The organism is Streptomyces sp. NBC_00435 (assembly GCF_036014235.1).
Lineage (GTDB): Bacteria > Actinomycetota > Actinomycetes > Streptomycetales > Streptomycetaceae > Streptomyces.
In genome coordinates, this window is sequence record NZ_CP107924.1 from 4,762,818 (window position 1) to 4,783,344 (window position 20,527).

Genomic DNA, 20,527 nt, shown 5'->3' on the forward strand with positions numbered 1-20,527 from the left:
CACCAGCGCTTTCCGCTATTCCACGTCTTCCGCCTTGATGCCCAGGCCTGGGAGGAGGCCGGGGAGGAGGGGCGGCAGGGTGATGTCCGGGTGGGGATGTTCCGGAGTGCTGCCGGACTGGGATGGGGTCGGCTGGCCCGCGGGCGGGTTCAGCAGGTCGCCCGTGCCACCCAGGAGGCCACCGCCGGCGGGCGGGGGCTTCGTGGCTCCCGAGGCCGACGGTGTGGGGGTCGCGGACGGGGTGCCCGAGGGGGGCGGTGCCTGGTGCTTGCCCGCCGGGGCACTCGGCCTGGTGGAGGGGCCGGAGCCGCGGGTCTGTTCCGGAGGCTTCGGGAGCAGACCCTGGAGCGGCGCCACGTCTTGGTCTATGGCCTGGAAGACCGACTCCACCTCACCGCCCACGTCCGTGAGCTGCGCCGGGAGATTGCCCCGGAGCTTGGCCCAGGCGTCGCGGTGCGACCTGGAGAACGAGGACAGCGCCTGGATCGGGCCGAGTGAGCCGTCCCGTTCGTAGGCGGCCTGGAGCAGGCGGTGGCCCTCCGAGGCATCGTGCTTCATTCCCGCGAGTGCCCGGCGGATCTCGCCGAGGGACTCGTGGTCCAGGGCGCCCAGACGGCCGCGCTCCATGAGCCGGCGCGCTTCCGAGAGACGGCTCGAGGCCTGGTCGAGATAGAGCTCGCCCCGGTCCGAATCGTCGTCGGCCATCCCGAGCCGGATGTCCTCCATGCCCCGCTTCACGGGGTACAGGTGGTCACCCGGCAGGGCGTCCGTGCTGGCAGCGGCCACTCCGCTGAAGGCCCCCGCGGCCACACCTACGGTGAGGCCGCCCGCTGCGATGCCCTTGGACCAGCGGGAGCGGGGCCGCAATTTCCGGAGCGAGGTCGCCCGGTGGGCGCCGCGGCCGGTCCGCTGTTCGGGCACTTGAGGGTCCGCGGCCACGCCGCCCCCGGCCCTCTCCTCCATCACCTTGGCCTCCATGGCGGCAATGAGCTGGGCTCGTTGCACCACTTTGACCTCGGGGTCCAGCACCGGGCGCGGCATTCTTTCGCCGAGCGCGCTCGCCAGGGCCAACAACCGGTCGTGGTCGGCAGGTTCGGCAGGTGCCTCGGACTGCTCGGCCGCCGGGTCCGGTTCCGAAAGGTCGGACGGGGTCCGCTCCTCCAGGGCCTGGGCGAAGGCGTTCGCCCGCCGGTGCGGAGTCACGTTCGCGATCACTGGCGGCACCTCCTCTCGTCATGACGATCGACTCCCCAAGGTGTCCGGAAGGTTGCCTTCCTTGAGCACATCCACACTTTCGAGTGAGCGGCTTCGGGCAGGGCTTGTCCACAGGGAGCCTGCATCCCGCACAACGAGCGGCGCGGCACTTGGGTTACGGACGAAGGATGATCGGACCACAGCGTCGTCAATGTCGTCGGTGTCGGCAGTGTCATCAAGGTCATCAGGGAGGGATACCGAATGTGATCGAAGAGGCGGCGTCAGCGGGCGTCGTCCGGGAGGAGGCGGGCCAGCGTGCGGACCGCCCGGTACTGGAGGGTCTTGATAGCACCCTCGTTCTTTCCCATCACCCTGGCCGTCTCGGCGACCGAGAGGCCCTGCAGGAAGCGCAGGGTCACGCACTCCTGCTGCTGCGGATTGAGTTTCCGTACGGCTTCCAGCAAGGCCGCGTTGGAGAGGGACTCCAGGACGGAGTCCTCGGGGGACCGTTCCACCTCGTTGGCGTCCAGCATTTCGCCCGTGGTGACTTCCAGGCGGAAACGGCTCGACTTGAAGTGGTCGGCGACCAGGTTGCGGGCGATCGTCACGAGCCAGGCGCCGAAGTCACGGCCCTGCCAGGTGAAGGTGGAGATACGGCGCAGCGCACGCAGGAAGGTCTCGCTGGTGAGATCCTCCGCGGTCGCCTTGCCGCCGACGCGATAGTAGATGTAGCGGTAGACGGTGTCGCTGTACTGGTCGTACAGGCGGCCGAAGGCTTCGGCCTCACCGGCCTGGGCACGTTCGACCAGGTCCATCATGCGGGCCTGGTCGCTGTCCGCGGTGGGGCGGCGGGCGGCGGGCGCGGTCGTACCGGCGGCGGCGCCACCGGAGGCCGCGCCGCCGGTGCGACCGCGTCTGCCCACCGTTGCTCCGCCGTCGGTCAGGGCATAGCAAGGACCGGCCGGGCCGAGTCCGGCGGGGACCGCGGTGGCGAAGGCGGGGACGGCGTACGCGGTGGGGACGAAGCCGCGCAGGTGGTCGAGGACCGTTGCGCGCAGCGTAGCCAGGCCCGAGGCGTCAACCCCGACAGGTGGGTACACGGGACTCCCAGAGGCAGAGCTTCCATCACGTGCAGTGCGGGACCGTTCACCCGTCGTGTCGACAGGTGGCGGTGGCATGCGTTTGAGGAGAATAACGCTTCGTACAGGCAGTGCTACACCCAGTTGCTCAAATCACCGGTTACGACACTTCTGTTGCGTGTCGAAGGCATATTCAGTCGCACATGGTGATCGATTCTTGATCGGTTGGGTGCGCGGAATGGCTGCTTCCACGGTGGCTCGCGACCGAGTGGGGCAGGGCGGAGTGCCGCGCCGGAGGCGCGGGTAGAGGTGAGCGAATGCCCCGGGCCCGGGGGCTCGGCGGGTGCGGTGGCGCGGGAGGCCGGGCAGGAGCCGGGCAGGGCCCGGGCGCGCGGCCCCGCGAGGGCTACCGGCGGCGGCGGTGCAGGGCGATCGCGGCGGCCGCGCCGCCCGCGATCGCGCCGACGCCCGCGGCTGCCGGGACGCCGACCTTCACGGCCTTGCGACCGGTCCGATAGTCGCGCAGGCGCCAGTCGTTGGTGCGGGCATGCTTGCGCAGTTTTGTGTCGGGATTGATCGCGTACGGATGCCCGACCAGCGACAGCATCGGAATGTCGTTGTGCGAATCGCTGTACGCGGCGCAGCGCGCGAGGTCCAGCCCCTCGGCGGTGGCCAGGGCGCGCACCGCCTCGGCCTTGGCGGGGCCGTGCAGCGGCTCGCCGACCAGCCGGCCGGTGTAGATGCCGTCCACGGATTCGGCGACCGTGCCCAGCGCCCCGGTCAGCCCGAGCCGGCGGGCGATGATCGTGGCCGTCTCCACGGGGGCGGCCGTCACCAGCCACACCTTCTGGCCGGCGTCGAGGTGGGCCTGGGCCAGGGCGCGGGTGCCCGGCCAGATCCGCTCCGCCATGTACTCGTCGTAGATCTCCTCGCCGATGGACATCAGCTCGGAGACCTTGTGCCCCTTGACGATGGACAGGGCACTGTCGCGGGCGTCCTGCATGTGGTCGGGGTCCTCGACCCCGGCCAGCCGGAACCAGGCCTGCTGCCAGGCGAAGCGGGCGAGCTCGCGGCGGCGGAAGAACTCCCGCTTGTAGAGGCCGCGGCCGAAGTGGAAGATCGCGGCGCCCTGCATGACGGTGTTGTCGAGGTCGAAGAAGGCGGCCGCGAGGTCGTCGCCGGCGACGGGGAACTCGGGCTCGGGGCCCGCGGCCTCCTCGGCCTCGGCCCGGGCCCGCGCGGTGTCGGGGGCCGCGGCGTCGGGATCTCCGTCGGCCAGCGCGGTCTTGCGGGCGGCCTCGGCCGAGGCCTCGCCTGCCAGAACGCTCCGCGCGGTGGCGGAGCGCCTACGGGGGGTGAGCCATCCCAGAGCGGCCATGACGCGAGCATAGCCACTGTGTTCGGAAGTTCCCGAACTCGTGGGAAGCGAGGGCTTGAACGCTCCCCTCCCCGGGGGTGAAGTTTCCCTCCGCTCCGGATCGGTGTGCGGATTTTCGGCTCGGGCCGCCCGGCGAACCGGCGGTTGCTCGGGTTTCCTGCGGCGCAAATTCAGTTCGTACTCCCGGCGAGTGCGTACTCCTGGCGGTGCCGTGTGTCCGGCTGCCGCGCCGCACCGTGCGCGGCTCGCCGTGGAGTGCGCGGGGAGGGTCCGGTTCGCGGCGTGTGCCCGCGAGGGAGAATGGGCGCATGAGTCCTCTGCTGCGCCGTGCCGGGAAGAAGCGTCCTGAGGAGCGGATGGTCACGCTCGTCGGGAAGCCGGGGTGTCATCTCTGTGACGACGCCCAGGAGGTCGTCGAGAAGGTCTGCGCCGAGACAGGCGCACAGTGGGAGAAGAAGGACATTACGCAGGACGAGGAGCTCTACCGCCTGCACTGGGAGCAGATTCCCGTGGTGCTGGTGGACGGTGAGCAGCACACCTTCTGGAGGGTGAACCCTGACCGGCTCCGACGGGCATTGCGGGCTTGACCCGTCGGGCGGTTACGATCGTGGGCGATTTATGGGGTCTCGGGGGCGTATTGGTGAGGAGTGTGTTCCGTTTTGCCCCCTTCGGGAATTGAACGGGTTCGGCGTGTCGCCCGTTCCCGCCCCGTACGCCCAAGGCGCGTGACCCCGGTCACTTTGCTCGGACAAACCGGACACAATCTTTGTGCACGCGTTCACAAAGACATAGCCTGCATTCGACGGGGTGGTCCTGGGACAAGTGGCCACCTGCAGCCCCGCTCATCCCGCAGGAGCATCGTGGCAACTGGCCGAACTCACCGACCGGCGACCCGCAGCCGAGGTATTCCCGAGGCCACTGTCGCCCGGCTTCCGCTGTACCTGCGCGCCCTCACCGCGCTCTCCGAGCGATCGGTGCCCACGGTGTCCTCCGAGGAACTGGCCGCGGCCGCCGGAGTCAACTCCGCGAAGCTCCGCAAGGACTTCTCCTACCTCGGCTCCTACGGGACCCGCGGGGTCGGTTACGACGTGGAGTACCTCGTCTACCAGATCTCCCGCGAGCTCGGGCTGACCCAGGACTGGCCGGTCGTCATCGTCGGCATCGGTAACCTCGGCGCCGCACTGGCCAACTACGGCGGCTTCGCCTCGCGCGGCTTCCGCGTGGCCGCGCTCATCGACGCCGACCCGGCCATGGCCGGCAAGCCCGTCGCCGGCATGCCCGTGCAGCACACCGATGACCTGGAGAAGATCATCGAGGAGAACGGCGTCTCCATCGGGGTCATCGCGACCCCGGCGGGTGCCGCGCAGCAGGTGAGCGAGCGGCTGATCGCCGCCGGTGTCACCTCCATCCTGAACTTCGCCCCGACCGTGCTGTCCGTGCCCGAGGGCGTGGACGTGCGCAAGGTCGACCTGTCCATCGAGCTCCAGATCCTGGCGTTCCACGAGCAGCGCAAGGCCGGCGAGGAAGCGGCTGCCGCCGCTGCCGCCGGCGGCAGCGCCGTGGGCACCGGCACCGGGGCGGCCCCGGCCGCCGCCGTCGTGCCGCCCGCCGGGCGGGCCGCCGCCGTCGCGCGCAAGGGCGGTCCCGAGGGCGATGTGCCGGCGGTGATGCCGGCATGAGTCTGCTCGTCGTAGGCCTCAGTCATCGCAGTGCGCCCGTGAGCGTGCTGGAGCGCGCCTCGCTGCCCGTCGATGCCAAGGTCAAGCTGCTGCACGACACGCTGGCCGCCGAGCCGGCGACGGAGGCGGCCGTACTCGCCACGTGCAACCGGATCGAGCTGTACGCCGACGTGGACAAGTTCCACGCGGGTGTCGCCGAGCTGTCCACGCTGCTGGCCCAGCACAGTGGGGTCGCGCTGGAGGAGCTCACCCCCTATCTCTACGTGCACTACGAGGACCGGGCGGTGCACCACCTGTTCTCGGTGGCGTGCGGCCTGGACTCGATGGTGGTCGGCGAGGGGCAGATCCTCGGACAGATCAAGGACGCGCTGGCGCTGGGGCAGGAGCTCCACACGGCCGGGCGCCTGATCAACGACCTCTTCCAGCAGGCACTGCGGGTCGGCAAGCGGGCGCACTCCGAGACCGGGATCGACCGGGCGGGGCAGTCGCTGGTGACCTTCGGGCTGGAACAGCTCGCCGTACACGTGCCGGTGGAGGAGTGGGCCGCGGGGAAGCGGGCGCTCGTCATCGGGGCCGGGTCGATGTCCTCGCTGGCCGCGGCGACGCTCGCGCGGGTCGGTGTCGCCGAGGTCGTGGTGGCCAACCGGACCGCGGAGCGGGCGGAGCGGCTGGCCGAGATTCTGGTTGCCTCGGGCACCGGGGTGACGGCTTCGGCCATCACGATGTCCGCCGTCGCCGACGAGCTGACACGAGTCGACGTCGTCGTGTCCTGCACCGGCGCCACCGGGCTCGTGCTGACCGGGGACGACGTGGCCGCGGCCGTGGAGGCGGACCCCGCGGGCGCCGATGGTGCGGAGCCGACGCCGGGATCCGGCCCCCTGACCCCCGCGCCTCAATCACCGGCGGGGCTGGACGTGCCCGCCGAGCTCGTCGCGCGCCTCGCCGTACTGGCGGCCGGTGGGCGGCGGATCGCCGACGCCGGGGCCGTGCGGAGCAAGGTGGCCGTGGACGAGCGCGACGGGTGCCCCGTCGGGCTGGAGGCGCTGGCCTCCGATCCCGGGCGGACCGCCGACGGGCGCGCCGCGCTGGCCGGGGTGGACGCCAGCTCGCTGGAACTGCACGGCACCTGGGCCGACCAGGGCGAGGCCGCCGCGCAGCGGCAGCAGCCGCGCAAGGAGGCCCGTAACCGGGCCGACGAGCAGCACGTGACCCTCGCGCTGCTCGACCTGGCCATGCCCCGGGACATCGACGCCGCCGTGCACCGGATCCCCGGGGTACGGCTCGTCGACATCGAGTCGCTGGCCGAGGCGTCCGCCGACGCGCCGATGGCCGCCGACGTCGACGCCGTGCGCGGGATAGTGGCCGCCGAGGTGGCCGCCTTCGGCGCCGCCCAGCGGGCCGCGCACATCACGCCCACCGTGGTCGCCCTGCGCGCCATGGCCGCCGAGGTCGTCGCCATGGAAGTGGCACGGCTCGACGGACGGGTACCCGACCTCGACGACCGGCAGCGGGCCGAGGTCACTCAGACCGTGCGGCGCGTCGTCGACAAGCTCCTCCACGCGCCGACCGTGCGCGTCAAGCAGCTCGCGAGCGAGCCCGGCGGCGCCGGGTACGCCGAGGCGCTGCGCGAACTCTTCGATCTCGACCCGCAGACGGTGGCCTCCGTCAGCCGGGCGGACGCGGCAGACCAGAACGACGACTCAGGACGGGCATCATGAATCCACGTCTCGACCAGCCCCTCCGGCTCGGCACGCGGCGAAGCAAGCTGGCCATGTCCCAGTCCGGACATGTCGCCGAGGCGGTACGGGCGATCACCGGCCGGCCCGTCGAGCTCGTGGAGATCACGACCTACGGTGACGTGTCCCGCGAGAGCCTCTCGCAGATCGGCGGCACCGGCGTCTTCGTCACCGCCCTGCGCGAGGCACTCGTACGCGGCGAGGTCGACTTCGCCGTGCACTCGCTGAAGGACCTGCCCACCGCGCAGCCCGCCGAGCTCGTCATCGCGGCCATGCCGCAGCGCGAGGACGCCCGCGACGCGCTCGTCGCGCGCGACGGCCTCACCTTCGAGCAGCTGCCCGACGGCGCGCGCATCGGTACCGGTTCGCCGCGGCGCACGTCGCAGCTGCACGCGTACGCCCGCTCGCTGGGGAAGGTCATCGAGACCGTCGCCATCCGCGGGAACGTCGACACCCGGATCGGGTTCGTGCGCAGCGGCGAGCTCGACGCCGTCGTACTCGCCGCCGCCGGCCTCAACCGGATCGGCCGCGGTGACGAGGCCACCGACCTGATCTCCGTGGACAACATGCTGCCCGCACCCGGCCAGGGCGCCCTGGCCGTGGAGTGCCTCGCGTCCGACACGGACCTGATCTCCGCGCTCGCCGAGCTCGACGACCCGTACACCCGGGCCGCCGTGACCGCCGAACGCGCCCTGCTCGCCGCCCTGGAGGCCGGCTGCAGCGCCCCCGTGGGCGCGCTCGCCGACCTGCTGGCCGACGGGCAGATTGTCAATGAGATGCGCCTGCGTGGAGTCGTGGGAACCCTCGACGGTTCCACGCTGGTGCAGCTGTCCACCACCGGTCCCGTGCCCCAGTCGTACGACGAGGCCATGGCGCTCGGCCGCGAACTCGCGGACGAGATGCTGGCCAAGGGCGCGGCCGGTCTGATGGGGGAGCGGTCGCTTTGAACCCCACAAGCCCAACCACCTCCGCATTCGCGGCCGTCGCCGTCCACGGGCACGTCACCTTCCTCGGTGCCGGCCCGGGCGACCCGGGACTGCTGACGCTTCGCGCCGTGGAGGCCCTGGCCGCCGCGGACGTACTGATCGCGGAGCCCGAGGTGCTCGAGGTCGTACGTACGCATGCGCGCGCGGGGGTGGACACACCACAGCTGACGATCGCTGACGAGAAGTCAACGGCCGCCGGGGTCCCGGTGATCCGAGACGCCGCCAATCTTGTCATGGAGGCCGCGCGCTCCGGCAGGCGGGTCGTCCGTGCCGTCACCGGTGACCCCGGACTCGACGGGAACGCGGCCGACGAGATGCTCGCCTGCGCGACCGAAGGGATCCCCTTCGAGGTCGTCCCGGGCGTCGCTACCGCCGTCGGCGTACCCGCGTACGCCGGTGTGCCGCTCAGCGGCAAGCAGGGCGCGGACGTGCGGTTCGTGGACGCCCGCAACGCCTCCCAGCGCTGCTGGAGCGAGGTGGGCGCCAGCGACGGCATCCTCGTCGTCTCCGCGACGCTGGAGACGGTGTCGGCGGCCGCCGCCGAGCTGGTGAGCGCCGGGCGCAAGCCCGACACCCCGCTCACCGTGACCGTCGCCGGTACCACCACGCGCCAGCGCACCTGGTCCGCGACCCTGGGCACCATCGCCCAGGTCTTCAAGCAGGGCAAGATCCTCCCCTCGCCCGAGGGCTCGCGCCCCGTCATAGCCGTGGTCGGGGAGCACGGCGCCGCCGCGCGCCGCGAGGAGCTGTCCTGGTTCGAGTCGAAGCCGCTGTTCGGCTGGCGGGTCCTCGTACCGCGCACCAAGGAGCAGGCGGCCTCGCTCTCCGACCAGCTGCGTTCGTACGGCGCGGTGCCCCACGAGGTGCCGACCATCGCGGTGGAGCCGCCGCGCACCCCGCAGCAGATGGAGCGGGCGGTCAAGGGACTGGTCACCGGCCGCTACGAATGGATCGCCTTCACTTCGGTGAACGCGGTCAAGGCCGTACGCGAGAAGTTCGAGGAGTACGGGCTCGACGCCCGCGCCTTCGCGGGAATCAAGGTCGCCGCCGTGGGCGAGCAGACCGCCGCCGCGCTGGTGGAGTTCGGCGTCAAGCCCGACCTGGTGCCCAGCGGCGAACAGTCCGCCGCCGGACTGCTGGAGGACTGGCCGCCCTACGACCCGGTCTTCGACCCGATCGACCGCGTCTTCCTGCCGCGCGCCGACATCGCCACCGAGACCCTGGTCGCCGGGCTGATCGAGCTCGGGTGGGAGGTCGACGACGTCACCGCCTACCGGACCGTGCGCGCGTCGCCGCCGCCGCAGGACACGCGCGAGGCGATCAAGGGCGGCGGCTTCGACGCCGTTCTCTTCACGTCCTCCTCGACCGTGCGCAACCTGGTCGGCATCGCCGGCAAGCCGCACAACGTCACCGTCATCGCCTGTATCGGCCCGGCCACGGCGAAGACGGCCGAGGAGCACGGGCTCCGGGTCGACGTGCTGTCGCCGGAGCCGAGCGTGGGCAAGCTGGCGGAGGCCCTGGCCGAGTACGGGGCCGCGCGCCGCGAGGCCGCGAAGGAGGCCGGGGAGAGCGTGTACCGGCCCAGCGAGCGACGGCCGGGGGCGCGCAGGCGTCGTACGACCTGATGTGGGCGTTAAAGGGTAGGGCCCGGGTGCGAGCGCACCCGGGCCCTACCCTTGTTCCCGACTGTTCTCGACCGATGCTCGAAGAGGCGACTAGAAGATGAGCACGTACGGATCCTTCCCCGGCTCGCGGCCCCGCCGGCTGCGCACCACCCCGGCGATGCGGCGGATGGTCGCGGAGACCCGGCTGCACCCCTCGGACCTGATCCTCCCGGCGTTCGTCCGGGAGGGCATCAGCGAGCCGCTCGCCATCTCGGCGATGCCCGGGGTGGTCCAGCACACCCGGGACACGCTGCGGAAGGCCGCCGTGGAGGCGGTCGAGGCGGGCGTCTCGGGGATCATGCTGTTCGGGGTCCCGGCCGACGAGAACAAGGACGCGCGGGGCACGGCGGGCACCGAGCCGGACGGGATCCTGCAGCTCGCGATCCGCGACGTGAAGGCGGAGGTCGGCGACGACCTCGTCATCATGTCCGACCTCTGCCTGGACGAGTACACCGACCACGGCCACTGCGGGGTCCTGGACGAGCACGGCCGCGTGGACAACGACGCGACGCTGGAGCGCTACGCCGAGATGGCGCAGGTCCAGGCCGACGCGGGCGTTCACGTGGTGGGTCCGAGCGGGATGATGGACGGCCAGGTCGGCGTCATCCGCGACGCGTTGGACGAGACGGGCCACGAGGACGTGTCGATCCTCGCGTACACGGCGAAGTATTCGTCGGCGTTCTACGGCCCCTTCCGCGAGGCGGTCGCCTCCTCCCTCCAGGGAGACCGCAAGACGTACCAGCAGGACCCGGCGAACGCCCGGGAGTCGCTGCGCGAGCTCGCCCTCGACCTGGAGGAGGGCGCCGACATGGTGATGGTCAAGCCGGCGGGGCCGTACTTGGACATCCTGTACCGGGTCGCGCAGTCGGTGGACGTCCCGGTGGCGGCGTACCAGATCAGCGGAGAGTTCGCGATGATCGAGGCGGCGGCGGAGAAGGGCTGGATCGAGCGCGACCGCGCCATCCTGGAGACCCTGCTCGGCATCAAGCGGGCGGGCGCGGACACGATCCTGACGTACTGGGCGACCGAGGTGGCGGGGTGGCTGCGGGGGGAGCGGTGAGGTCTGCGGGTTGAGGTCTGTGGACTGAGCGTCAGGGCCAGTCCACGATTCCGTAGAAGACGATGTAGTCGAGGATCACGGCCGCCGGGGCGATGAGCGCGAGCACCACCCGGCGGCCGGAGTTGTGCCGCTGCCAGGGCAGCGCCCAGGCGGCGACGAGCAGCCCGAGCGCCAGGAGCAGACCGGTGGCGAAGACGGTGAAGGCGACTCCGTAGGAGGCGTCGAACCGGTCACTGGCGATTTCGCCGCAGGAGTCGCATGCCATGGGCGACAGCGCGACGAAGAAGAACGCGACGGCGGCGAGCGGCAGCGTCAGCAGGCTGGCGACGAGCGGGGCGATGAAGGCACGGGGGTCCCGGGCACGGGTGTCGTGAACGCCGTCTGCGCGGCCTGTCAGGTCCATGCACCCAGTCAACGCGGCTGCGGGGGCGGGCACATGAGTGCGGGTACTCAGGGTGAGCGGGGGCTGCGGGTTGGTCGGTGGCGTTGACGGGGTCCGGGGGGAGCCCGGCAGTCCAGTGTCCTTTCGGTGCGGGCCGGTCCGTCAAGGGCGCTCCTCCTTCGTCGTCGCGTCGCTGCGCGATGGCCTTCGGCCACCCTTGACCGACCGGCCCACCCCGAAACGCCACAAGACTTCCGGGTTCCCCCCGAGGAACGGCCGGGAGGGACGGATCGGGAGGAGCGGGCACGTCAGAGACGTACGCGCCCTCTCGGGCCGGTCATCCGGACCCGTCACCGGTCAGGACCGCCCAGCTGGAGCGGATGGCTGCCCGGGGAGCTCGGAGCATCCAGGAGCGGGGGGTCGGCCACCCTTCCCGCACCTTCGCACGGCCAGCATGAGCGTAAGGACGACCACCACCCCCAAGCGGTCGGTGGACGCGGCGGATCGCTATTCGCTCTCGCTCGGATAAGAGATCGTTTCAGTTGGCGAGGTGTTCTGCCTTGGTGGCATCCGAGCGACGGATCTTCCGCTTTGTGCTGCCGGGCGCAGCGATATTCATTGCGTCACAGCGGCTTGAAATCGCCCATCTCTTGTCTGGGGGAGGGGGGCCGGGTAAGAGAACCTCAGTAAGGGCTCAATTCTCATTGATCATCCCGCGAAGATCACTACTGTTCATTCGTCTCCACCGAACTCGTTACTTGCGCCAGGCCCTGGTCGGGGGCAAGTAAATGGACCGGCAGCCACGTCAAGGCGAGGGTCTTGTGAACGGCCGGGTGCATCCGACATCAAAAGCCGACGAGTCGGCTTCAGATTTTGAAAGGTCGCGGAATGAACGCTCTAACCGCCCTGGCGTCGGCCGCTTTCGGCTCCACCGTCTATCTCGTGACTCTCTCGACTGTGAGCCGACTGAACCGGCTCGCTCGGGGTGTCAAGGTCGCGGGTCTGGTTCTGACCGGCCTGGCCCTGTGCGCACTCATCGGAATTGTCGCGTTCGCAAGCCGGAGTGTCACGCTCGGGTTCATCGTCGGTGCTGGCCTGACGCCCCCCGTCCACCGGTGGATCCTGCAACGACGCAAGCAATCCGCTGAGCCGAGCGAGACCGTGTAGCGATCCGATGCGCCCACCAACCGTGTGAGGGTGATGACATGCCCCAAGCAGTCGGTGAGCGCGTCAAATCGCTACACGGTCCCGCTCGGCTCAGCGACCACCGGCCGTCTTGGGCTGGACATAGGCACGCCCATGGCCCGGCAGTGGTCTGAGGGCGGTCCTGATCTTTCGTCTTTAGCATCCGAGATCTGATCGTTTCGATTGCTCGGCCACGGACGGTCGGTTGCCGCTTAGCCGAGTGGGAGTGTGTAGCGATCTGGTGCGCCCGCCGATCGCCTGGGGGTGGTGGTCGTCCTTACGCTCGTGCAAGCCGTGCGAAGGTGCGGGAAGGGTGGCTGACCGCCCGGTCCTGGGTGCTCCGAGCTCCCCGGGTGTCTGTTCCGTCCGGCTGGGTGGTGCTGATGGGTGTCGGGTGCGGATGACCGGCGGGAAAGGGCCTGGGGTCTGCCAGTCTGCCCGCTCCTCCTCATCGTCCCTCCCGGCCGTTCCTCGGGGGGATCCCGGAAGTCTTGTGGCGTTTCGGGGTGGGTCGGTCGGTCAAGGGTGGCCGTAGGCCATCGCGTAGCGACGCGACCGCAGGGAGCGCCCTTGACGGGCCGGCCCGCACCGAAAGGACGCTGGACTGCCGGGCTCCCCCCGGACCCTGTCAACGCCCCCGACCAACCCGCAGCACAGGCACCCCCCACTCCGAGTCGCGTCGTATCCCGCTCAGGCGCACCCTGGAGACAGGGTGAACCCCTGGAGGTGGTGCACCATGTCCACACTCGTTGGGTGGCATGTGGAGCTCGAATTCACCGAGGAAGGCCACCGCACCAGTGCGGCGGCCCTGGTCAGGCTCGGGGACGGCTCCGAGATCCGGACGCACGGCTATGCCATGCGTCATCCCTCAGACCCGGATCAGCTCAAGGTTGGAGAAGAGATCGCCGGCGCGCGGGCGCTGATGGACATCGCGTCCCAGATGCTGCAGAAGGCCCACACCGAGATCGACGCGGCGACGGGCCGGCACTCCTATCCGCTGACCCACTGAGCCAGCCCCGCCCAGGCGGCGGGGGTCAGGTCGAGTACGGGCCCGTGCGGGACCTTCGAGTCCCGCACGTGGACGGTGTGGGGGCGGATGGCGACCTCGACGCAGGCGTCGCCCTCGTCGCTGCTGTAGCTGGACTTCCGCCAGGCGACCGCGACTTCCAGGCAGGCATCACCGTCGTCACCGCTGTAGCTGGACTTGAACCACTTCAGTGCGGTCGTGGCGCTCATGTCTCTCCTGCCAAGCGTCTCAACAGGCCTCGAGTCTGCTCGGTGTTGAGGGCCTGAGTCCGCAGCATCGCATACCGGCGGGAAAGGATGCTGACCTCATCCGGGTTGGAGATCAGTAGGCTGCCGCGCTGGGTCTCGGAGTATCCGAGGTGCTGGTGATCCGGGGTCTCCAGAAGGATGAACGGGCCGTTGAGGCCTGCGTGAGTGGTCTGCCCGAAGGGCAGAACCTGCAGCGTGATGTCCGGGAGGTCCATCCACGAGAGCAGGTGGTGCAACTGCTCCAGGTGGACGTCTTCGCCGCCGATCCGGACCTGGAACGCGGCTTCCCAGAGGATGAAGCTGAGGCTCGGCGGGGCTTTGCGGCGCAGGATGGCCTGTCGGGCTATGCGGCCGACGGTCAGGGCTTCGACCTCCTCATCAGGATGGGCCGGTACGCGGTTGCGGAACAATGCCCGCGCGTAGTTTTCGGTCTGGAGGAGCCCAGGGATGCGCATGGACTCGTACCAGGAGAGCGCAATGGCGCTCTTTTCCAGGTCCAGGTACTCCTCCGCCCACGGAGCAGTCGTGTCCACGAGGGGCATCCCGTGTGCCGCCACCGCCAACAACCCCGGCAACCCCAGCACCTGATCCATCAACTCCGCGACATTCGGCATCAGCGCCCGCCGCCCCTGCTCGATCGACGCGATGGTCTCCGCATCCAGGTTGACCAGCTCGCCGAGCTGTTTCTGCGTCAGGTTCTTGGCGATCCGGGCGGCGGCCACCTGCTTGCCGACCATCTTCATGGTCGTCGCGTTCGGCCGTGCGCGTTTCCTCGGTGGCATGACAGCGAACTCCCCACCTTCGCGGCTCCACTACCCCGTGCCAACCCGTACTCATCACTGAGTACGGGTTGGCGCTCAGTCGCACGGTAGTCACGTAACGCGACGATCGTCCGGTGAATCTGCATACTCAAGCCGCCCTCCTGAGTGAGCGGCTCTACCTGCGAAATCCCCAAACCGTCGCAGCCGCGCGCCACTTCACACGTGACACCTTGGAAGTGTGGGGGAGGGGCGACCGGCAGGACGATCTGTTGCTCTGCGTGAGCGAGCTGGCGACCAACGCGCTGCGCCACGGAGTCCCGCGCGGGCGCGGCTATCTGCTGCGGCTGCTCGCCTACGACGGGACCGTCCGCGCCGAGGTGCACGACAGTGGGCCCGGGCTCTCGCGGATCGCGGACCGGCCGCCCGGGCGGGGGCTGTTGATCGTGGACGCCCTCGCCGACGCCTGGGGCGTACTGCCCCGGGTGCCGGGCAAGGTCGTCTGGTGCGAGTTCCGCTGACCGGTCCGCATCAGCACGATCGACCGCTCCGCATCAGGGCGACGAATCCCCCGCCAGTCGAGCCCCCACCCGCCGGCCCCCCGCCAGCCTGCCCGCCGCCCAGCCGAAGGCGAGGCAGGCGGGGGTGTAGAGGGCGAGGTTGAGGGTGCGGAAGGGGCCGTCCGGTGGGCTGTCGAGGAGGCCGGTGGCCCAGCCCAGGCCCGCGAGGCCCCGTACGGCCAGGCCGGCGGCGACGGCGGCGGTCACCAGGCGGGTGGCCCGGCGGGTGGCCGGGCCGCCGAGGCCGTGCGTGTGCGCGAGCACGGCCGCGGCCCCGGTCAGGGTGAGCGCGGCGAGTGGCAGGACCACGGGCGGCCCGAAGGACACCTCGGTGCCGAGCACGGCGAGGGACAGCGTCCGCTCGTCGGGGGCGGGCCAGGTCAGGCCGGTGGCCCAGTACAGGTGGACCAGCCCGTCGGCGGTGAGCAGTGCGGCCAGCGCACGCCCGGTGCGCAGCCGGGTCCTGTCGCGCAGTTCGTTCATGGTGTGCCCCCTCGGTGCTGAAACGCTTCGGCACGGAGAGGAGGGGGCTCGCAGAGGGAACGTTCCCTGTGAGCCCCGTCACTCGGGTGGCGGCCCGGTCAGGCGTCGAGTCCCGGCTTCGCCTTGATCACCGAGAAGACCGCGCCCTGCGGGTCGGCCAGTACGGCCATGCGGCCGGCGGCCATCTCGAAGGCCGGGGCCGCGACGGAGGCTCCGGCGCGTACGGCGGCGGCCTGGATCTCGTCCACGTCGTCGACGCTGAAGTAGGGGATCCAGTGCGGCGGGGTGCCCTTCGGGTGGTTGCGCAGGTCCATCATCCCGGCCACCGCGCGGCCGCTGACCTGGAACTCGTGGTATTCCCCGGCGTCCGGCATCTTGGACACGGCCGTGGTGACCGGCAGGATGGAGCTGTAGAAGGCGCGGGCGGCGGGGAGGTCGCCGGTGCCCAGCTCGTTCCAGATGAGGGCGCCGTGCTCGTTGACGATGCCCGCGCCGTCGAAGGTGCCGGCCTGCCACAGGCCGACGACGGCTCCGGTCGGGTCGGCGAGGACGGCCATCTTGCCGAGGTCCATGACGTCCATCGGGCCCATCAGGACGGTGCCGCCCGCGTCGGTGACGGCCTTGAGGGTGCCGTCGATGCCTTCGGTGGCCAGGTACGTGGTCCACACGGTCGGCGGCATCGGATCGGGGGTGCTGCCGTCCGGGTTCATCGCCTTCATGATTCCGGCGACCGGCTTGCCCTTGAGGGTGCAGACGGCGTACCCGCCGGTCTCGGGCGGGCCGACCTCGCCCTGCCAGCCGAAGAGGTCGGCGTAGAAGTCGATGGCCGCCTGCTGGTCGGGGACCATCAGGTCGATCCAGCACGGGGTGCCGGGCTTGTAGGGGCCGTTCATGTCGGGCACGGATGCCTCCGGGGAGTGGGCGGGGGGTTGGACGGCCGGTCCCCTACCCGGGCCGTGCGGCCCGAACCGGGCCGTACGGGTGACTGCGTGGCCCGGCTCCCCGGTGCACTGCCCGAGGGTTCGCGATTGCTGCGGAATTCACGGATCCGTTCTCGGGTGTCGGCCGATCTGAGCGTGGACGAAGTCATCGACGACCTCGATGCGGGACGGCGGCGCGAATGATCGCGATCGACGCGAGCGCCGTCGTCATGCTGGTCGCCGATGCGGGTCCGGTGGGCGAGGCGGTGCGTGAGCGGGTGCTCGGCGAACGGCTCGCCGCTCCCTACCTGCTCGATGTGGAAGTCGCGCACGCGCTGCTCGGCCGCCACCGGGGAGTCTGACGACAGGCCCCGCCGCAGCGGAAAGCCCCGCCGCAGCGGGGCTTTCCGTGCCGGGCCGTCGCGCAGAAGGTCAGAGCTTCTCGGGCGTCCGGATGCCGAGGAGGGACATGCCCTTGGAGAGGGTTCGGGCGGTCAGGTCGCAGAGGAACAGGCGGTTCTCGCCGACGACGAGCTCCGGCTCCGGCTTCACGACCGGGCACTGCTCGTAGAACGTCGCGAACAGCGAGGACAGCTGGTAGAGGTACGCCGCCACCTTGTGCGGGGCGTACTCCGCGGCCGCCTCACCGAGCAGTTCGCCGAAGTGGTCCAGGTGCAGGCCGAGCGCGCGCTCGGCGGGGGCCAGCTCCAGCTCCGGGTGCGCGACCGGCTTGCGGTCACCGGCCCGGCGCAGGATCGAGCCGATACGGGCGTACGCGTACTGGAGGTACACGGACGTGTCGCCGGTCAGGGAGACCATCTGGTCCAGGTCGAACTTGTAGTCACGCGCGGCCGAGGTGGACAGGTCCGCGTACTTCACGGCGCCGATGCCCACGTACTGGCCGTTCTCGACGATCTCCGCCTCGGTCAGACCGACCTTCTCCGCCTTGTCGCGGACCACGGCGGTCGCCCGCGCCACGGCCTCGTCCAGCAGGTCCACCAGCCGCACCGTCTCGCCCTCACGGGTCTTGAACGGCTTGCCGTCCTTGCCCAGCACGGTGCCGAAGGCCAGCTGCACGGCCTTGGTGTCCTCGTTCAGCCAGCCGGCCCGGCGGGCCGTCTCGAAGACCATCTTGAAGTGCAGGGACTGCCGCGCGTCCACCACGTACAGCAGGGTCGAGGCGCCCAGCACGCCCACGCGGTCACGGATCGCCGAGAGGTCGGTCGCGGCGTAGCCGAAACCGCCGTCGGACTTCTGGACGATCAGCGGGGTCGGGTTGCCGTCCGGACCCTTGACGTCGTCGAAGAAGACGCAGAGCGCGCCGTTGGAGCGGACGGCGACGCCCGAGTCCTCCAGCAGTTTGCAGGTCTCGGCGAGCATGTCGTTGTAGCCGGACTCGCCGATGACGTCGGGGTCCTGGATGTCCATGTCCAGCTTGTTGAAGACGGAGTAGAAGTAGATCTTCGACTCGTCCACGAACCGCTGCCAGAGGGCGAGGGTCTGCGGCTCGCCGGCCTGCAGGTCCACCACCCGGGCCCGGGCGCGCGTCTTGAACTCCTCGTCGGAGTCGAAGAGGGTGCGCGAGGCCTTGTACAGGCGGTTCAGGTTGGACATCGCCTCCTCGCCGGAGACCTCCGCGACCTCCGCGCCGTCGGGCGACTTGTGGTCCAGCTCGTGCGGGTGCTCCATCAGGAACTGGATGAGCATGCCGAACTGGGTGCCCCAGTCGCCGATGTGGTGGCGACGGACAACCTTCTCGCCGGTGAATTCGAGGATCTCCACCATCGCCGCGCCGATGACCGCCGAGCGCAGGTGCCCGACGTGCATCTCCTTGGCGACGTTCGGCTGCGCGTAGTCGATCACCGTCGTACCCGGCCGCGCGGCGAGCGGCACGCCGAGACGGTCGTCGGCGGCGCGCCCGGCCAGGGTCTCGATGATCGCCCGGTCGGTGATGGTGATGTTGAGGAAGCCGGGGCCCGAGACCTCGATCTCCTGGATCAGGTCAGTGGTGTCGATGCCCTCGACCACGGTCGTCGCCAGCTCGCGCGGGTTGGCCTTGGCCTTCTTCGCGAGCGCCAGGATGCCGTTGGCCTGGAAGTCGGCCCGGTCGCTTCGTCGCAGCAGCGGGTCGCTCGCACCGGCATCCGGCAGGGCGGAGGCGAGTGCGTCGGCGACGCGCTGGTTGACGGAGGAAGCGAGGGAAGGGACCGAGGCCATGAGCTGCCGTTCCTGTGAGGTCGTGCGTGCACTTGTGCTTGAGCTTGCACTTGGGTGTTCCGACAAGGACCGAGTATCCCACGCGGGGGCCCGGCGCTTCGCGGGATATCAGTGGGCGGAAGCAACCCCGGAGCCTCCCGTTCCGTCTGGGAGAATGGCCCACAGCCAGCATTCGAGATAGAAGGACGTGTCGTGGCTCAGAGCGCCCCCAGCAGCACCGAGACCGACTGGGTCTCCCGTTTCGCGGACGAGGTCATCGCCGAGGCGGAGCGCCGAGCCCCGGGCAAAGCCGTCGTCGTCGCGTCCGGACTCTCCCCCTCCGGCCCGATCCACCTGGGCAACCTCCGTGAGGTCATGACCCCGCACCTGGTCGCGGACGAGGTCCGCCGCCGGGGCTACGAGGTCCGCCACTTGATCTCGTGGGACGACTACGACCGCTACCGGAAGGTGCCCAAGGGCATCCCCGGCGTCTCCGAGGAGTCCCACGCCCAGCACATCGGGCGCCCGCTGACCGCCGTGCCCGCCCCGGCCGGCTCGGCGTACCCGAACTGGGCCGAGCACTTCAAGGCCGCCATGGTCGAGTCCCTGGCCGAGCTGGGCGTCGAGTACGACCCCATCAGCCAGACCGAGCAGTACACGAGCGGCGTCTACCGCGAGCAGGTGCTGTTCGCGATGAAGCACCGCGCCGACATCGACGCGATCCTCGACCAGTACCGCACCAAGCAGAAGCCGGGCGGCAAGAAGCCCCAGCAGAAGCAGGTCGACGAGGCCGAGCTGGAGGCCGCCGAGGGCTCGGGCGCCGCCGCCGAGGACGACGGCACCGTCGGCGAGGCCGGGTACTTCCCGTACAAGCCGTACTGCGGCGAGTGCGGCAAGGACTTCACCAAGGTGACGTCCTACGACGACACGACGACCGAGATGACCTACGTCTGCACCGAGGACGAGTTCACCGAGACGGTCAAGCTCAGCGAGTTCAACCGCGGCAAGCTGGTCTGGAAGGTCGACTGGCCGATGCGCTGGGCCTACGAGGGCGTGATCTTCGAGCCCTCGGGCGTGGATCACTCCTCGCCCGGCTCGTCCTTCCAGGTCGGCGGGCAGATCGTGGGCATCTTCGGCGGCGAGCAGCCGATCGGACCGATGTACGCGTTCGTCGGAATCAGCGGCATGGCCAAGATGTCCTCCAGCAAGGGTGGGGTCCCCACCCCGGCCGACGCGCTGAAGATCATGGAGCCGCAGCTGCTGCGCTGGCTGTACGCGCGCCGCAAGCCGAACCAGTCCTTCAAGATCGCCTTCGATCAGGAGATCCAGCGGCTCTACGACGAGTGGGACAAGCTGGAGGCCAAGGTCACCGACGGCTCCGTGCTGCCCGCCGACGCCGCCGCGCACGCCCGCGCCGTACGCGTCGCCTCGCACGAGCTGCCGCGCACGCCGCGCCCGATGGCGTACCGGACGCTCGCGTCCGTCGTCGACATCACCGCCGGGCACGACGAGCAGACCCTGCGCATCCTGAGCGACCTCGAGCCCGAGCGGCCGCTGGCCTCGCTCGACGAGGTACGCCCGCGCCTGGACCGCGCCGAGAACTGGATCACCACCCAGGTCCCCGCCGACCAGCGGACGCTGGTGCGCGAGGAGGCCGACGTAGAGCTCCTGTCGTCCCTGGACGACGAGGGCCGTGAGTCGCTGCGGCGGCTCGTGGACGGGCTCGAATCGCACTGGTCGCTCGACGGGCTGACCACGCTCGTCTACGGCGTACCGAAGGTGATGGCCGGCCTGGCGCCGGACGCCAAGCCGACGCCCGAACTCAAGGTCGCGCAGCGGACGTTCTTCGCACTGCTGTACCGGCTGCTCGTGACCCGCGAGACCGGACCGCGCCTGCCCACGCTGCTGCTCGCGGTGGGGGCGGAGCGGGTGCGCAAGCTGCTGGCCGCGTAGGTTCCGCACGGACGCGGGGAAGGGCCCGCACCCCCTGGG

Annotated in this window: 20 protein-coding genes; 11 read left to right on the top strand and 9 right to left on the bottom strand. The window is 70.4% G+C overall.

All coding sequences use genetic code 11. The annotated features are described in order from the left end of the window. Window positions 1-15: 15 nt before the first annotated feature. The 3 genes from OG389_RS21895 to OG389_RS21905 all read right to left on the bottom strand — a co-directional run bounded on the left by OG389_RS21895 (window position 16) and on the right by OG389_RS21905 (window position 3,651). The gene (locus OG389_RS21895; protein WP_328300162.1) at window positions 16-1,215 is read right to left on the bottom strand and encodes a DUF5667 domain-containing protein; all 1,200 of its coding nucleotides are present in this window, start codon (window positions 1,213-1,215) and stop codon (window positions 16-18) included. Between the two features lie 260 nt (window positions 1,216-1,475). Beyond that, window positions 1,476-2,294, bottom strand: a complete 819-nt coding sequence (locus OG389_RS21900; RefSeq protein WP_328300163.1) for an ECF subfamily RNA polymerase sigma factor, BldN family — start codon at window positions 2,292-2,294, stop codon at window positions 1,476-1,478. 385 nt (window positions 2,295-2,679) lie between these two features. Further along, a complete protein-coding gene (locus OG389_RS21905; protein ID WP_328300164.1) occupies window positions 2,680-3,651 on the bottom strand; it encodes an HAD family hydrolase in 972 nt (323 codons plus the stop codon). A 308-nt stretch (window positions 3,652-3,959) separates the two neighbouring features. Between OG389_RS21905 and OG389_RS21910 the strand changes: the two genes are divergently transcribed. From OG389_RS21910 to hemB, 6 genes are all read left to right on the top strand, one after another. After that, window positions 3,960-4,238, top strand: a complete 279-nt coding sequence (locus tag OG389_RS21910; RefSeq protein ID WP_328300165.1) for a glutaredoxin family protein — start codon at window positions 3,960-3,962, stop codon at window positions 4,236-4,238. Window positions 4,239-4,511: 273 nt separating this feature from the next. Continuing rightward, entirely contained in the window at window positions 4,512-5,330 is an 819-nt protein-coding gene (locus tag OG389_RS21915) for a redox-sensing transcriptional repressor Rex (RefSeq protein ID WP_328300166.1), read from the top strand. Next, on the top strand, window positions 5,327-7,048 hold the full coding sequence (locus tag OG389_RS21920; protein ID WP_328300167.1) for a glutamyl-tRNA reductase: 1,722 nt from the start codon (window positions 5,327-5,329) through the stop codon (window positions 7,046-7,048). The genes OG389_RS21915 and OG389_RS21920 overlap by 4 nt, the downstream gene beginning before the upstream one ends. Next, window positions 7,045-8,013, top strand: a complete 969-nt coding sequence (hemC, locus tag OG389_RS21925) for a hydroxymethylbilane synthase (protein ID WP_328300168.1) — start codon at window positions 7,045-7,047, stop codon at window positions 8,011-8,013. The genes OG389_RS21920 and hemC overlap by 4 nt, the downstream gene beginning before the upstream one ends. Then, complete coding sequence (locus tag OG389_RS21930) at window positions 8,010-9,677, top strand: bifunctional uroporphyrinogen-III C-methyltransferase/uroporphyrinogen-III synthase (RefSeq protein ID WP_328300169.1); 1,668 nt, start codon at window positions 8,010-8,012, stop codon at window positions 9,675-9,677. The genes hemC and OG389_RS21930 overlap by 4 nt, the downstream gene beginning before the upstream one ends. A 97-nt stretch (window positions 9,678-9,774) precedes the next feature. After that, window positions 9,775-10,776, top strand: coding sequence for a porphobilinogen synthase (gene hemB, locus OG389_RS21935; protein ID WP_328300170.1), 1,002 nt, complete (start codon window positions 9,775-9,777; stop codon window positions 10,774-10,776). A 31-nt stretch (window positions 10,777-10,807) separates the two neighbouring features. On the opposite strand, the gene OG389_RS21940 is transcribed toward hemB, so the two are convergent. Then, window positions 10,808-11,179 (bottom strand): hypothetical protein, encoded by a 372-nt coding sequence (locus tag OG389_RS21940; RefSeq protein WP_328300171.1) that lies wholly within the window; start codon window positions 11,177-11,179, stop codon window positions 10,808-10,810. Window positions 11,180-12,046: 867 nt separating this feature from the next. On the opposite strand from OG389_RS21940, the gene OG389_RS21945 reads away from it, so the two are divergent. Continuing rightward, window positions 12,047-12,325, top strand: coding sequence for a hypothetical protein (locus tag OG389_RS21945; protein ID WP_328300172.1), 279 nt, complete (start codon window positions 12,047-12,049; stop codon window positions 12,323-12,325). A 754-nt stretch (window positions 12,326-13,079) separates the two neighbouring features. Then, a complete protein-coding gene (locus OG389_RS21950; RefSeq protein WP_328300173.1) occupies window positions 13,080-13,352 on the top strand; it encodes a DUF1876 domain-containing protein in 273 nt (90 codons plus the stop codon). On the opposite strand, the gene OG389_RS21955 is transcribed toward OG389_RS21950, so the two are convergent. Continuing rightward, entirely contained in the window at window positions 13,334-13,579 is a 246-nt protein-coding gene (locus OG389_RS21955) for a DUF397 domain-containing protein (protein ID WP_328300174.1), read from the bottom strand. The two genes, OG389_RS21950 and OG389_RS21955, sit on opposite strands and share 19 nt — an antisense overlap. Further along, window positions 13,576-14,361: a helix-turn-helix domain-containing protein gene (locus OG389_RS21960; RefSeq protein ID WP_328300175.1), complete on the bottom strand. Its 786-nt coding sequence runs from the start codon at window positions 14,359-14,361 to the stop codon at window positions 13,576-13,578. Before OG389_RS21960 ends, OG389_RS21955 begins: the two co-directional genes overlap by 4 nt. 152 nt (window positions 14,362-14,513) lie before the next feature. Here OG389_RS21960 and OG389_RS21965 point away from each other — a divergent pair, with 152 nt between their 5' ends. Next, window positions 14,514-14,897, top strand: a complete 384-nt coding sequence (locus OG389_RS21965) for an ATP-binding protein (RefSeq protein WP_328300176.1) — start codon at window positions 14,514-14,516, stop codon at window positions 14,895-14,897. A gap of 33 nt (window positions 14,898-14,930) precedes the next feature. Here OG389_RS21965 and OG389_RS21970 read toward each other — a convergent pair whose 3' ends face one another. Next, window positions 14,931-15,419 (bottom strand): DUF3995 domain-containing protein, encoded by a 489-nt coding sequence (locus OG389_RS21970; protein ID WP_328300177.1) that lies wholly within the window; start codon window positions 15,417-15,419, stop codon window positions 14,931-14,933. A gap of 98 nt (window positions 15,420-15,517) precedes the next feature. Next, complete coding sequence (locus OG389_RS21975) at window positions 15,518-16,312, bottom strand: VOC family protein (RefSeq protein WP_328303975.1); 795 nt, start codon at window positions 16,310-16,312, stop codon at window positions 15,518-15,520. Window positions 16,313-16,539: 227 nt separating this feature from the next. Here OG389_RS21975 and OG389_RS21980 point away from each other — a divergent pair, with 227 nt between their 5' ends. Next, window positions 16,540-16,701: a hypothetical protein gene (locus OG389_RS21980; RefSeq protein WP_328300178.1), complete on the top strand. Its 162-nt coding sequence runs from the start codon at window positions 16,540-16,542 to the stop codon at window positions 16,699-16,701. A gap of 70 nt (window positions 16,702-16,771) precedes the next feature. Here OG389_RS21980 and argS read toward each other — a convergent pair whose 3' ends face one another. After that, the gene (argS, locus tag OG389_RS21985; RefSeq protein WP_328300179.1) at window positions 16,772-18,556 is read right to left on the bottom strand and encodes an arginine--tRNA ligase; all 1,785 of its coding nucleotides are present in this window, start codon (window positions 18,554-18,556) and stop codon (window positions 16,772-16,774) included. Window positions 18,557-18,748: 192 nt separating this feature from the next. Between argS and lysS the strand changes: the two genes are divergently transcribed. Beyond that, entirely contained in the window at window positions 18,749-20,488 is a 1,740-nt protein-coding gene (lysS, locus tag OG389_RS21990; protein ID WP_328300180.1) for a lysine--tRNA ligase, read from the top strand. The last annotated feature ends 39 nt before the right edge of the window (window positions 20,489-20,527 follow it).